General features: G+C 56.9%; 8 protein-coding genes. 3 read left to right on the plus strand and 5 right to left on the minus strand.

Annotated elements, in window-relative coordinates:
• Positions 1 to 184: 184 nt before the first annotated feature.
• Positions 185 to 1,018 (plus strand): EamA family transporter, encoded by an 834-nt coding sequence (locus ACODS9_RS16195; RefSeq protein WP_414534427.1) that lies wholly within the window; start codon positions 185 to 187, stop codon positions 1,016 to 1,018.
• A gap of 31 nt (positions 1,019 to 1,049) precedes the next feature.
• On the plus strand, positions 1,050 to 1,436 hold the full coding sequence (locus ACODS9_RS16200; RefSeq protein ID WP_489094274.1) for an MAPEG family protein: 387 nt from the start codon (positions 1,050 to 1,052) through the stop codon (positions 1,434 to 1,436).
• Between the two features lie 61 nt (positions 1,437 to 1,497).
• Here the strand turns inward: ACODS9_RS16200 and mltA are convergent, their stop codons facing one another.
• Positions 1,498 to 2,649: a murein transglycosylase A gene (gene mltA / locus ACODS9_RS16205; RefSeq protein WP_046853942.1), complete on the minus strand. Its 1,152-nt coding sequence runs from the start codon at positions 2,647 to 2,649 to the stop codon at positions 1,498 to 1,500.
• A 119-nt stretch (positions 2,650 to 2,768) separates the two neighbouring features.
• Here mltA and ACODS9_RS16210 point away from each other — a divergent pair, with 119 nt between their 5' ends.
• Entirely contained in the window at positions 2,769 to 3,215 is a 447-nt protein-coding gene (locus tag ACODS9_RS16210) for a c-type cytochrome (protein ID WP_489094275.1), read from the plus strand.
• A gap of 54 nt (positions 3,216 to 3,269) precedes the next feature.
• On the opposite strand, the gene ACODS9_RS16215 is transcribed toward ACODS9_RS16210, so the two are convergent.
• The 4 genes from ACODS9_RS16215 to ACODS9_RS16230 form a co-directional block, all read right to left on the minus strand.
• Positions 3,270 to 3,662 (minus strand): DUF1090 domain-containing protein, encoded by a 393-nt coding sequence (locus ACODS9_RS16215; RefSeq protein WP_023632841.1) that lies wholly within the window; start codon positions 3,660 to 3,662, stop codon positions 3,270 to 3,272.
• A gap of 117 nt (positions 3,663 to 3,779) precedes the next feature.
• Positions 3,780 to 5,483, minus strand: coding sequence for an NAD-dependent DNA ligase LigB (ligB, locus tag ACODS9_RS16220; protein WP_489094276.1), 1,704 nt, complete (start codon positions 5,481 to 5,483; stop codon positions 3,780 to 3,782).
• Between the two features lie 131 nt (positions 5,484 to 5,614).
• Positions 5,615 to 10,177 (minus strand): Tc toxin subunit A-related protein, encoded by a 4,563-nt coding sequence (locus ACODS9_RS16225; protein WP_489094277.1) that lies wholly within the window; start codon positions 10,175 to 10,177, stop codon positions 5,615 to 5,617.
• Between the two features lie 99 nt (positions 10,178 to 10,276).
• Complete coding sequence (locus tag ACODS9_RS16230) at positions 10,277 to 12,682, minus strand: Tc toxin subunit A (RefSeq protein ID WP_489094278.1); 2,406 nt, start codon at positions 12,680 to 12,682, stop codon at positions 10,277 to 10,279.
• Positions 12,683 to 12,739 lie beyond the last annotated feature (57 nt).

Consider the following 12,739-nt stretch of genomic DNA (forward strand, 5'->3'; position numbering starts at 1 on the left):
CCCGAATGGCTCGGGCAGTTCTTTGATGACCTGGCGCGGCATTCGGGACACACCTTATGACCGGATTTCTCCAATTGGTTCCTGTCAGGCAATGGCGTGGGAACGGGCTTGCCCCGCGATGAGGCCATAACAGGCCAGGCGCTATATAGTGGTCCCCACCAAACGACAACAAGGATTCCAAGGCGTGCTGGCAACTTCCCTCGTACTGGTCGCAGCCCTGCTCCATGCCACCTGGAATACCTTGATCAAGTTCAGCGCCGAGCGCTTGCTGGTGATCGCCAGCATGGACGTGGTGGCGCTGAGTTTCGCCCTGCTGGCGGTGGCCTTTGTAGATTTCCCGCCCGCCGAGATCTGGCCCTGGCTGTTGGCCTCGGCGCTGGCCGAGCAGCTGTACCGCTTTCTGCTGATCCAGGCCTATCGGGTCGGCGACCTGGGCCTGGTCTATCCGTTGATGCGTGGTCTGTCGCCATTGGTGGTGCTGGGCCTGACCCTGGCCTTCGCCGGCGAGTCGCTGAGCCAGCAGCAGATCATCGGCATCCTGCTGATCCCCTGTGGCATGGCGTGCCTGCTTTGGCAGGGCGGCGGCGGCGACCGCCTGCCCTGGTCGATGCTGCCGGTGGTGGCGCTGATTGGCCTGTGCATCGGCTGCTACACCTGGTTCGACGGCCAGGCCGTACGCCTGTGGGGTAAACCGTGGGATTACCTGGTGTGGCTGAGCCTGCTTAGCTCCTGGCCGTTCCCGTTGCTGGCTGTGGTGGCCCGACGAGGGCCGTTCATGCTGTTCTGGCGAACCCAATGGAAGCTGGGCCTGGCGGTCGGGTTCTGCGTATTGTTCAGCTACGCTCTGGTGCTCTGGGCCATGCACCTGGGCTCGGTGGCTGAAGCTGCAGCGTTGCGCGAGTTGAGCGTGATCCTCGTGGTGCTGTTGGGCATGCGCTACCTCAAAGAACCTTTTGGCGGGCCAAGACTCCTAGCTTGCGGGCTGGTGCTGGCCGGCATGCTGGTGATGAAGCTCTGAAGCGAACCTCTATGAACAAGGAGTCCTGTAGATGACCGTAGCCCTGTGGTGCATTCTCGTCGCGCTGGTCCTGCCGCCGCTGTGTGCACTGATCGCCAAACTCAGCAGCGGGTATTTCGGCCTGCGTGCCAATCACGATCCGCGTGCATTCCTGGACAAGCTCGAAGGGCTGCCACGGCGAGCCCATGCCGCCCAGCTGAACGGTTACGAGGCGTTTCCCGCGTTTGCCGCGGCAGTGCTGGTGGCCGATATCGTCGGCAATGCCGAACAAGTGACCCAAGATGTGCTGGGCGTGTTGTACATCACCAGCCGGTTGCTCTACATCATCTGCTACCTGGCGGATTGGGCGGTGTTGCGCTCGCTGGTGTGGTTCATCGGGATGGCGCTGATCGTGTCGTTCTTTGTCGTTTCGATCTGACTGCATCGTGGGGCAAGCTCGCTCCCGCGATGGAAGGGAGCTTGCCCGGCAACAACGCCAGTCAGAGGACCTTGGGGACGTCGGGTAGAGGCTGACCCTTGGGCCAAAGCATCCAGATCTGTCCTTGCTGTTTCATGTTCCCTGCCAGCTCGCCGGCCTCTGGCCCGGTGCCCCAGAACAGATCCGCGCGGACCTCACCAGTGATGGCGCCACCAGTGTCCTGAGCGCCCACCGGGCGCACCACTGGCGCGCCGTCAGGCCGCGTGGTCGACAGCCACAACAGGCTGCCAAGGGGGATCACCTTACGGTCGATGGCCACGCTGTAGCCAGCGGTCAATGGGACGTTGAGCGAGCCGCGCGGACCTTCGTTGCTGTCCGGGCGGGTGCTGAAGAACACATAGCTCGGGTTGCTGGCCAGCAACTCAGGGACCCGCTGTGGGTTGGCCTGAGCCCAGGCGTGGATGCTGCCCATGGTCACCTGTTCCTTGGGCAGCTGGCCCTGGTCCACCAGCCAGCGGCCAATCGGCCTATAGGGGTGGCCGTTCTGGTCGGCATACCCCAGCCGCAGCTGACGGCCACCTTCCAGCTGGATGCGACCGGAGCCCTGGATCTGCAGGAACTGCAAGTCCATCGGGTCGGTCAGCCAGGCCAGTACCGGCGCCTTGGCACCGTCGCGGTTGATCACTTCGGCGGTGTCATAGGGCTTGAGCACGCGGCCATCGAGGCGCCCGCGCAGGCGCTTGCCCTTGAGTTCGGGATACACACTGGCCAGGTCGACCACGATCATGTCCTCGGGTACGCCGTACACCGGCACATGCGCGGCTTCGGTGCGTTCCAGGCTGCCGGGGTAGACCGGCTCGTAGTACCCGGTGATCAGGCCGTTGGCGCTGTTCTGCGCCGAGCGCAGCCCGTACACCTGGAGATTCTGCTCGAGGAAGGTGCGTACCTGATCAGCGCTCGCCGTGGCTGAACCGGCTGCCTCGCAGGTTGCGGCCCACACCGGATCGCGCTTGAGCTTCTCGCAACCGTTGCGCCAGGCATAGAAACCGGCCAGCAGGTCGTCGTCGCTGACCTGGGGCAGGTCCTTCCAGGTGGCTGGCACATAAGTGGCGATGGCATGAGGCTCGGGCTTGGCGCTTTCGCCGCCGTTGCAGCCGGCCAGGAGCGCCAGGGCGGGGAGGGCCCAGGCGAGATGGCGCAATACAGATTTCATCGTGAGGGTCCTGTGCTGGGCGAAACATGAACATTCGCCCTTGTTTTCTGTGTGGCTATTGGTCTTTGCCCGGCAGGCGGCGATACTGGCCACCCGTTTGCCTGGCCAAAGAGACCGTGATGTTCAAGCGATTGACCGTAGTACTGCTCGCCGCCCTTGCCCTGACCGCCTGTGACGGCGTCGACCCCAACTCGCCGCTGGGCCAGCGCAAGGCGATCTTCAAGCAGATGCTCAAGACCAGTGAAGACATGGGTGGCATGCTGCGCGGGCGGTTGCCCTTCGATGGCGTGAAGTTCGCCGAGGGCGCGGTGAAGCTGGATACCCTGGCCCATGACCCGTGGCAGCACTTCCCGCAGGTGCGCGACGAGGGTGACAGCAGCGCCCGGGCGGATGTCTGGGAGCGTCAGGCGCGGTTCCAGGACCTGGCCCGGCAGCTGGAGGGCGTTACCGGCGAACTGGTGACGGTGACCCGCAACCCGTCGCTGGACGCAGCGCAGATGAAGGCACCAATGGACAAGGTCGAGGCGGCGTGCAAGGCCTGTCATAGCGAGTTTCGTAATCACTGAGCCGTGGGAGGCTGTTGTGGGAGCGGGTTCGCTCCCACATCGAGGGTTGTTCGGTCAGCGCTCGAGCTCGTCCACGGCTTCCTGCAGTTCTTTCTTCGCCTCGGCCAGCTTGTCCTTGCGCTTGTTGATCTTTTCCGCGTCACCTTTCTTCATGGCTTTGTCCAGGTCTTTGGTGCGCTGGTTCACTTCGTGGCGGGCATCGAGCACTTTCTGCTCGCGCTCTTTGCGCAGGCCGGCTTCGGTGCAGTTGTCCACGCCACGCAGCGCCTCTTCGAGCCCGGCAACCTGGTCACTGTTGCCATGGTCACGGGCAATCTTCAGCTGGTTCTCGATGGCGCTGCGTTTGGCGGCGCAGCCGGTCAAGCCTGCATCCGGCTGGGCGGCTTGCGCGACGCCGGTCGCCAGGCCAAGGGTTGCCAGCAGGAAAAGAGCGGTGAAACGTGTCATGAAAAGCCTCCTGAGCGGGGCGGAGCAGCAAAAGTTGGTGGAATCCTGCCTTGGTTTGCCGGATTTAGGAACCCTTGGTGGGCTTTAAACGGCAAACTCGGAGTTACCCTACGCTCGTCATTGTTCGGCGGTGTCGTTCGAGTGCTGGAAACCGGCGATACGATACCCGCCCAGTTGCGCGGCAAGGGCCTGAACATCTTCTGTTGCAAAAAATACCTCGAGTTGTTTCGATCTTGCGCCACCGACGCCCGGCAAGGTTTGCCATGCGTCAGCAGTTCGCGCTGCGAGCGTCGACCAGTCGGCCTCCAGGAGCATTCCCTGAGGCAAGGGCGCGCCCAGCGCTTTCAACCACTGGAGGAAGGGGTGCAAGCGAGCCGCGCTGAAACTGTCATGAAGCTGTCGGGCCCTGGCAGCGCCGAGACCCGGCACCGCCGCCAGGACTTGGGTATCGAGCTCCAGCCAGTCCGCGAGTGTGGTCACCAGGCCGGCATTCACCAGTCGGCGCCAGGTGCCCGGCCCGATCCCTGCAAGGGCCAGCCCCTGTTTGCCGCTCAACCAGTTCAATCGGGCGATGAATTGCTCTTCGCAGCCAGCGCCGGCCTGCCAGCAAGTGTGGGCGTCATACTGGCCGGCAGCCGGTGAGGCGACGGGCTGTCGCACGACCGAGCGATGTACCACGTCGTCAAACCGCGGAACGGTGAGGCCGGCAAGGCTGATGGCCACCTGGTCGCCAGGGCGAATATCGAGTTTCTGCCAGCGTGCCAGGGACCCCAGGCTGACCTGTGAAACCCGACGGTCGTCCAGCTCGACAGGCGCCAGATGCAGGATGGGGGTTACCTTGCCAGTGCGCCCAATGCGAAAGCGCACTTCGCGCACTTCGGCCAGTGCCTGGGAGAAGGGGTATTTCCAGGCCGCAATCCAGTAAGGGGCCTTGGCTTGCCAGCGTTCGGCGGGCGGGCGGCTGTCCTGGCGCAGGATCACGCCATCGGTGGCGAAGGGCAGGGCGGCGCGATACCAGTGCAGGCGCATCTCGGCGGCCTGCTCCGGGCTGGCGATGGCGACGCTGTAGCGCTGGCTGTCGGCAAAGCCCATGGCGGCCAGCTGCTCGAGACGCTCTGCCTGGGTTTGCGGCCCGTGCGGCCAGTCCCAGACGAACAGGCCGATGCTCGCGCCGAGCTCGGTGTCCAGCTGCTTGCGTGCCATCAGCCCGGCCACGTTGCCGCGAGCATTGAGGCTGCCTGCCTGGGCCTGCACATGGCCCTCCAGGCGTTTGTACAGTTCCCCTTGCAGCACCAGGTCCACAGGTTGCGGCAGCTGTCGGGTGATGGCGCCGAGCGAGGGAATATGCCGGCTCCAGTCATGGCCTTGGACGCCATCACCGCGACTGAGCAGCCGGACCAACCGGCCCTGCTGGTAGATCAGGGAAACCGCGACGCCATCGACCTTGGGTTGTATCCAGACATCGTGTTTGCCGGCCAGCCAACGACGCATCGCCTGTTCGTCGGGCAGCTTGTCGACGCCGGTGTGGGCGATCGGGTGTGCAATCGGACCGCGTGCGCTGGCCAGCGGGTCGGGCGCCGCGTCTGGCAGGTTGAAGCACCGTTGCAGGCGCAACAGACGCTGGCGGCTCTGGTCGTACAGTTCATCGGGTACCTGGGTCTCGCCCTTGCGATGATAACTGTCATCCCACTGCGTGATGGTTTGTTGTAGCAGGCTGACCTCAGCCTCGGCACGCACAGTGCTCCAAGATGGGCAAGCGTACACATTGGTTGAAGCTGCAAGTGTGAAATAAAACACGATGAGACGTAGTTGTAATTGCATGGCTACCTACCCTGGCAAGAACAATCCAGCGTAGACAGCATGTTCCGAGTGTGACTCATTAACTTGTCAGCCGATATTTCGTACCCCTGGCATATGGCTGCCAGGGGTACGGAGTAAAGCGGGAGGGTAGGTTAAGTCAATGGCCCACTGGGGATTTCCGTTGATTCAGGGACTTCAGATTTTTCCTTAGATTTTGAGGCAGGGGCTGTCGGTTCCGTGTCGTATGTATTTTTGTCTTTGGTACGCAGTGCATTGACCGCTTTGATAAAATCAGCATCACCAGGCTTGGCGGTGTAGATAAGATTCAAGTGAATATCGTCTAGTGACTTGGTCAAACTTGCTGAGAACTGTGCATCAGGGAGTTGAAGCGTCCAGCGCGAAAGGGCACCTGTTCCTTCGAACGGTAAGTATCGTTCATCATGGACCATCGATTCGTAAACCCATTGTCCGGGTGCATAACCAAGACCATCATCCTGAGTCAATGATGAAAGTGCCATGCTTTGTTCAGCCCGAACGTTTCGTGTGACGGACGCCGGCAGCGTTTTAGAACTGCCATAGAAGTACTTCATCGCGTCATGGTCCATGCGCGTAAGTAGCGTATTCGCTGTTTGGGTAAGGATGCCACTTGGCGTGCCTAGAGATTGTTCAGGGTGGCAAAGGAATGAAACCGAAAGATGCCTTATTTGGCGTTGGTAGTGGCCAGGATAATTGCTGTCGAAATGCTGAGTTTTTAACTCGAAATCAATGCTTTCGCCGGCACTGAGTTGGGCGAGGGTCTCGGACCATTCCTCTCCAAGTAGGGTTCTCAGGCTGATGGTCTTTTTGATGGTCAAGCGCCGCTCATTCGCTCCCAAGAAGGCATTTTCCATTTCCTGTAGGTCCACCAACAGCGACTCCCCTGCCAGCATTCCTTTATAGGATTCACTCCAGCCACTGGTCTTGATGAAATCGGCTCGAGTGTTGTCGCCTATCTCGTAACGCCATGCTGCCTGGGCGGCTTGGCACAGCGACAGTACTGCATTGTAGGCAGCGCCATAAATAAACTCCTGTCGGCCGACCAACCACTGGTAGACGGGGACGATGATGAAACCCGAGGTCGCGAAAGCATAAGTTTCATCAAGATTCTCCCGCTCTTGAGTCGCACCGGCCAGGCTGATGGACGCTGCTGTGAGCTCAATATCCAACTCGGCAAATTCTTTATCGATGATTTCCAGATCTAGCTCGGCCTGGCGCTGCTCGTATCGCCACTCTTGATCTCGCCGTTCAAAAGCCGCCTGGATCGACAGCTGGTCGGATGTAATGGCGGCTGCGTCTGCCCCCAGCTCGGATGCTTCTTTAGCTGCACCGAAAGCACCCGAATAATCCATGCCGCCGTCAGCCAAGCCGAATATATTGGGTAAAAGTTTCGCTGCACCCTCGGGTAGCGCGAACAAGGCCGCACAAGTTTTCAATTTCGCAGCGGCGATCCCTAACGTGCTGGCAAACGCCTCGTTCGCGGAAAGTCCTTCTTCAATCAGTTGCCCATAGTAGTCGTGTCGATGCAGCGCGAGGCGCCGGCTGGCCTGCAGTGTCTGCTGTTGCGCACGCAGCGCATTGATCGACTCATTCCCCAGGCGTACCGAAAGATCCGATAGCTTCATCGCTTGGCGTAACAGTAGAACATCGAGCTGGTTGTCGGTATCGACTTCCATCAGATGCAGGTAGTAACGGCCGAGATCCTGAAGCTGTTGCGCGGCACTCCGAGCGGCAGGTAGCAACTTACGGAAGCGGTATGCAGGCGCGGGTGGGGGGGCACTGGCCATGGGCGCTGGCAAAATGTTTATGCCCAGCGAATGCGGCATATAGTTGTTAAAGCCGATGTTGCTACCCTCAATGTTCGGCAACTTCTTGCCATTGAGGCTCAGGCCATGCCGCAAATTGAACATACGGCTTGCCAGTGTGTCACGTATGGACGCAACGCGAGGGTTCAGGGGCTTATGGAACATTGTGGTGCTACAGGCCGGCAGCTTCACCGGGCTCCAGGATGAAGCCCAGATCGGTTGGCCGTAGTAACGCTCCAGCAGGCTTGAGGCCTGATTGTAACAACGCTGGGCGTGACTCAGATCACTGGTTGTCATTTGGCGGTAATGGTGATCGCCTTCCAGTTGCCAGCTTTCAATGACCGACAAAATTATCGAGGCCTGGTGGTTTTCCATCTCGATGAACGCGTTGATGACCGGGTCGGTAGATTGCTGGCGATTAATGTCCGCTGTGTACTTCGCTTCCTGGCACAAGGGCCGGGTTCGCCATGGCGCTGGACGTTCGTCGGATTGGGAGGACTTCAACCAAGGGTGGAACAGGTAGTTGAAATACCAATGTTCGGCCTCTCGATACTGCCCTTGCTCAGTCAGTCGACTGGCGATCAGGAAGGGCAGGTGCAGGTAAAGCTCATGCAAATACAGGCCGTTGGCGCCATACAGGTCCATTGGGCTAGATACTTCCAGGCCCAGGTGTTGCTTCGCCCCTTTAGTCTCCCAGTCGAGCGATTCTTGCAAGAGGTTTTGCGTGGACCAATCGAGGACCATTTCGAAACCCAAATTGGCACGTTGCGCCAACTGCTTGCCCAATAGCGTATTCAGGCGTACTCGGGGAAGCGGCTTGGAGGGTTGCTTTTTGTCGTAGTCTATTTTGTCCAGGTACTGCGTCTGATCATGTTCCCTGATATCAACATGCCAACGATTATCATATTTCGTTTCAGTGACAGCCACGTCGCAGCTTGTTTCATCGAGCAGCACATCATCGACATAGTAGCGGGCGATGAGCTTGACGCTTGAAGGGGATGCGAATGTGTGAGTCACACGAGGCGGGGTGCCATGGGGTGTAGCCAGCGTGATAAGGCTCGTCTCCGTTTTATCATCATTTTGCTGGAGTAGCTCAATGTTGCGCTTGGGTTCTGAACCGTTTTTAAGTGTTAATTTTTCCCTAAGCTCGTGGGTATAGCTTACTTCAACATCGAGTTTGTCATCGGCGGTTATGCGGGGCTTGATTGAAAAGGCCATCACGTTTCCCACCGAGAAACGTTCTATAAATGCTTTTTTGCTCGCGTCACTAAGAGTGCCTGCATCCTTGTAATTCGATACAGAGCAAGATTTATAGCGTCCATCAAATGGACCCTGAACGACTCTGGGGTCTCTGTAGCAGTCGAGCAGTGTTTTTTCCGGATTTTCGGGTGTGGGTGGTGTGGCTTTGTTTGCGAATAACAAATCAGTATATTTGGCGAAATGAATTGACTGCCCGTTGCTCGCTGTGGTTTCTTCTGCAGTATTATAGAGGATGGCAACTAGCCAAGGGTCCTTCGCACGCGCCCCTTTATCAATGACGGTAACAATCAGGCCGGGTTGAAACTTCTCGATGTCAAGGGCTGTATTATTTGCTGTCGATACCGTATGAAACTGTTCTGGAGTGACAGCCATGAACTCATCGGTTGTGCTCCAGGTATTGTCGGCCTGGAGAAAAATATAGTTAATGGCCAGGCGTTCTTCCTTCGCGGTTTGAGAGACGCCAGGCTGGGGACGTGTTGCTTCTGTTACCTGGCGTTCGACCCAGAATACATATTTCCTACCGGCCAGCATTAGGGGGCGGATATTGTCGGTTTGAATGATTTCGCCGATTTCATTGCCTTGACCATCTTTTTCTGAAATCAGCAATGCAGTCTGCGTTAATTGAGAGGATGGGGTAAAGTTGATACGTTCCCATTCGCTCCAGGCCAGCGGGCTGATGTTTCCGGCGCCGTCGTGCAGGCTCATGTCGACTGAGCGCCAATAATACTCGCTGGGCGAGGCGTTGGTCTTGCCGATAAGGTGGTAGGTACTCTGTTCAGCGGAATGACCATCCAGAAAGCCGCTGACAACGCGCAGATTACACAGCCTTTCGAACTTGCTGATGTAACTGCACACGGCACTACCCAGGGCTGACTCATCCAACCTGCCGTTGTTGATATCAATTTCCAGTTCTTGAAACAGATGGCTTTTACGAGGGTTGCCGCCGGGACTGACCAGGTTTTCCGGATGATTGTCCCGTGATTTTAATGCGCGCCAGCGTTGGTAATGATTCAGCCCTTGATTCCACTCCAAGGAATCTTTCGCGGCCTGCATGTTGCTTTCATGACCAGGTTCAAGTTGCGCAAGCACTTGATGGATAAATCGCTGAAAGCTGGAAATGGCATGGGCGATACGGGTGGTGGTCATCCCATGGCTACACCAGATGTCAGTGAGAAAATACTGGGACAGTCTGTCTCTGTCAGGGGTGACTCCATGGGCTTCGCCGAGTTTGCCCTGTGCGATCAGGTAGCTGGCCAAGGCATCCCGCAGAGACGGTTGCAATTCATTTTCGATGTCAACTTGCATGCCGTGATCGCAACCTGCCATCAGCAGGGCTGCCGAGCACTGGTAGTCTTCGTAAGACGAAGACTCATCCAGTTCGCTAAGGTTCAGCAAGGATTCGCATGGCAAGCCGGTTAGGCCGGTGGCGGTTTGCAGGCGCATGGCGTAGTCGATGTCGACAATAGTCGATGCCGTGCAGTTGAGGTAGCTGTATTGATTGTTTGTGGTTTCTTGTACTTTAAGCTCCAGGTTTTCATTGTGTTGCCTTGCTAACTGTTCCGCAGTGTGTTTTCTTGTGCGCCTCCAGCGCTCAAGGTCTCCATAAGTATCCATTTGTGTTCGTGTGACGAATAGAGGGCCAGGTTGTGCCGTCATGAATTCATGGATTTTTTGTGTCAAATTTTGTACCGACTTATCGGTGCTGCCTTTTTTTCAGCGATATTTATAATACCCTAAAATGTACGATGTTTTTTCGAACAACTTAAGTTCATTCGGTGTCAAAGTGCTCAGGAAGTGATCCAGCGTTTTCCCATCGGAGGGGGAGTTTGAGACTTCCACCCAAGGCGTAGCCAATAACATTTCGTCATAGTTCCACCCGAGCAAGTGGCTCATATGCATTGCCGTACGTTGGACTTCCTTGGTGTTTGTAGTGTGCTGAGTTCGTGTTAGGTAGTCTATGGCGTCGCTTTCGTTAAAGCCATTCTTACAGCACAGACTGACCCAGTCGCTGAATCGACTGAGCTTATAGCAGGTATCAAGGTCCAGTGTCGGTCTCAGCGGGGTGTTTTCGTCGTCGGTCAGGGTGTCCGATTCGTCCTGCGCGGTGCCAACAAGCTCAAAAGCGTCCGGTAGTTGGTAGAGTGCTTCAATGGATGACGCACTCAGGCGGAACAACTGGACCACGTGGGCATAGCACATAACTCTATGCCAATCTGCTGAGACGAGGCGTTGTACGTCAATGTGCTCCTGATCGGCACCCTTCAATTGCCCAGCTAGCAAGATATCTTGCAGCAGTCCATCGGGTGTTGCTTTCGACCACCGCAGCAGTGGCAGGATATGCGCGCTGGTCAACCTGGACCCGATGAAGCGGTTTCCCAGCAGGGTGAGTAAAAGTTGACCCAACAGATCCTCTTTCGCTTGCGTAGGTGCATCGTTCGGCAGGGAGCGAAGACAGGTCAGGCAGTCTTGGAACATCGCGTGGTGTGCAGGGCCAAACAGTGGATGTGGAAGCGGTTCCTCTTTGATAATTGGCAAAATGGCAGAGGGGACGATATTGTGCTGTCGCAGCCATTTGTCTAGGTTGGTCAGTGCGAGTAATACATCCAGAACGTCGGGCGCACCGGTATCTGCGTGAATGGTTGGCGTGCCAGCCAGCTGGCTTAAAACCTGCGTGTTAACCGTATTGAGTATCTCGATCAACGCAGCCCCTTCGGCCTGGGACCGTTTGAGCAGGCGAGGGATGTGGCTGAGGCGATACAGCGAGGATATTAATGGAAGCGAAAGTTTGAGCTTTTTAAGCTTCAGCTCGCGCTTGGCGATTGAGAGTAACCTTCGAGTGGTCTTTTCATCGTTGCCCAGTGCCTTGCTCAGCTGCGCAACTATGAGGTCTGCACTGTTATCGTTCGGGTCGTCGAGGTCAAAGATACGGTCATCAATGGTCAATAATGCCGCTAAATCGTAAGGTGCCGAGAGTCTTCCTGCGAGTACGCTGTCAAGCATGGGCGTCTGCTGTAGATCTGAGTATGGCGAAATCAGGTAGATCAAGGCGGCGAACTGGTCGGTGGTTACTTTGTAAGCTTCGTTCAGATAACGGAATAGCCCGATGGCGCGAAGTGTGTTGGCTGTGATGTGGTGTTTTTTGGCATGCCCTTCGGCATGGACGATCGCCATCAACAAGCTATCAACTTCGGAAAACGGGAGTTTAAGGGCGCGCTGCAGCTTGATAATTTGGTAGATGCGCCCAAGTTCCGCAGGGTTGATGTTGCCCAACCTCAAGGTGCCGGCCTCATTATTTCTCAAGTCAATGCAGGTTGGCGTGTTTTCATGCAGATAGCTTGCACCGTAAGCGCGACTGTCCGCGGGGAGTGCTGTAGGGGATTTATAGGCAGCTGAGCATTTCACATCGTAGGTGATGCTATCACTGATATTGCTGATCGCCAGAGCTTCTGCGATTTCTTCTGGCGCTACCCCGGTCTGTTTCTCGATGGTTGACAACGTTAGACGTTGCCAATGGGAAGTGTCGCCGCTATCAAATTCGCCAAAACGCTGTTTTGCCTCGGCAGCGCTCATACTTGGTGAAAGCAATATTTGCCTTTGCAGCTCGGGATTAAGGCCGGAGGCAATACGCATACTGCTTCGTGTGCTCTCGGTATACAGTTTGGCAAAGCAGAAGCTCGGCGGCGCATATTGAATGTTCTGCCATAGCTCCAGAGAGGGGCAGTTTTTCTTTTTGAGGACAGTATGGATTTGCTGGTGTGCCAAGTTGTACGGCAGGTCTGCCCGCGGGAAATTACCGGCTAACAGTTCGTGAACGCCATGCTTGATGCTTGCATCCTCTTGGACTTTTTTTGTCAATATTCCAATGACCAAAGCCAGCGGCGAGAGTTGAGTCGTCAGGGTTTCCTTGTCCAACTGAAGGTCGAGCAGGTCCGGCCGACGCGTACTCAGCGCTATTTTGCTACCGGGATTGCCGCGTGCTTCGAGTGATATGGCTTTTTGATACAGCTCAAAAAGATATGCGAACAGACCGGTATTAGACTCCATGGCATCCGGTGTGCATCGTGTTTCAGCTTTGGAAGTCTGTTGACTAGCGGAGCTGGATTCCAGGGCTGTGCTCATTGGATAGCTTCCTTGCATGTATGGTCTTTTGTGGGCCTATTTTTTATTTCAAGGTAA

Source organism: Pseudomonas sp. FG36 (assembly GCF_057809275.1).

Coding starts and splice junctions, on each gene's coding strand:
- ACODS9_RS16200 (WP_489094274.1), top strand. CDS start 1,050: ATGACCGTAGCCCTGTGGTGCATTCTCGTCGCGCTGGTCCTGCCGCCG.
- mltA (WP_046853942.1), bottom strand. CDS start 2,649: ATGAAATCTGTATTGCGCCATCTCGCCTGGGCCCTCCCCGCCCTGGCG.
- ACODS9_RS16210 (WP_489094275.1), top strand. CDS start 2,769: ATGTTCAAGCGATTGACCGTAGTACTGCTCGCCGCCCTTGCCCTGACC.
- ACODS9_RS16215 (WP_023632841.1), bottom strand. CDS start 3,662: ATGACACGTTTCACCGCTCTTTTCCTGCTGGCAACCCTTGGCCTGGCG.
- ligB (WP_489094276.1), bottom strand. CDS start 5,483: ATGCAATTACAACTACGTCTCATCGTGTTTTATTTCACACTTGCAGCT.
- ACODS9_RS16225 (WP_489094277.1), bottom strand. CDS start 10,177: ATGGATACTTATGGAGACCTTGAGCGCTGGAGGCGCACAAGAAAACAC.
- ACODS9_RS16230 (WP_489094278.1), bottom strand. CDS start 12,682: ATGAGCACAGCCCTGGAATCCAGCTCCGCTAGTCAACAGACTTCCAAA.